Consider the following 651-nt stretch of genomic DNA (forward strand, 5'->3'; position numbering starts at 1 on the left):
TCCGGCACGGGCGTCAGGGCAAGAAGGCGGTCGCCTCTACCTCGATCAGCCAGTCGGGAAGGCCGAGGGCCTTCACGCCGAGGAGGGTGCTGGCGGCGAGCGGCCATGGGTCGCCGTAGACCTCCCGGGCCGCCCCGAAGATGATCGGCAGCAGCTCTGGACGGTGGTCAACGACGTAGATGTTGTGTCGGATCATGTCCACGGGGGCGGCACCGATGCCTTCCAGAGCCAGCTTGACGTTGCGGAATGCCTGCCTGGCCTGCGCTGCGTGATCGCCGGCGCCCACCAGCTCGCCGGACGCGTTTAGTGCGATCTGGCCGGAGAGGTATGCGGTACGGGCGGCCGGAGCGATCACGACGTGGGCGTAGAGGTTCTGTACCGGCGGACAGAGGGCGGGCGGGTCGATCCGCGCCGGGGAGGGGGTCATGGGGTGGTCTCCGTTCGGGCGGGAACGCCGGCGAGGAGCAGTTCAGCGAGGTCGGCGGGGCGGCTTGCCTGGACGTAGTGGTGGGAGTCCAGTTCCGCGGTCGGGAGGCCGCGGGCTTGGAAACCGGCGGCGGTCTCGGCGAAGGCGTCGAAGCGCAGGCAGCGGACGAACATGCGGGGCAGGTCCGCGTCGGGCGGCGGGCCGGGTAGTGGCTCCCGGTGCGT

At 70.8% G+C, this 651-nt stretch carries 2 protein-coding genes; both read right to left on the reverse strand.

Annotated elements, in window-relative coordinates:
• Positions 1-13: 13 nt before the first annotated feature.
• Entirely contained in the window at positions 14-427 is a 414-nt protein-coding gene (locus tag ETD96_RS44220) for a RidA family protein (protein ID WP_138642407.1), read from the reverse strand.
• Positions 424-651, reverse strand: a 228-nt coding sequence (locus ETD96_RS45660) for a hypothetical protein (protein WP_205719779.1), incomplete at its 5' end; no start/stop codon positions are given. The genes ETD96_RS44220 and ETD96_RS45660, both read right to left, overlap by 4 nt.

The organism is Actinomadura geliboluensis (assembly GCF_005889745.1).
GTDB classification, from domain to species: domain Bacteria; phylum Actinomycetota; class Actinomycetes; order Streptosporangiales; family Streptosporangiaceae; genus Spirillospora; species Spirillospora geliboluensis.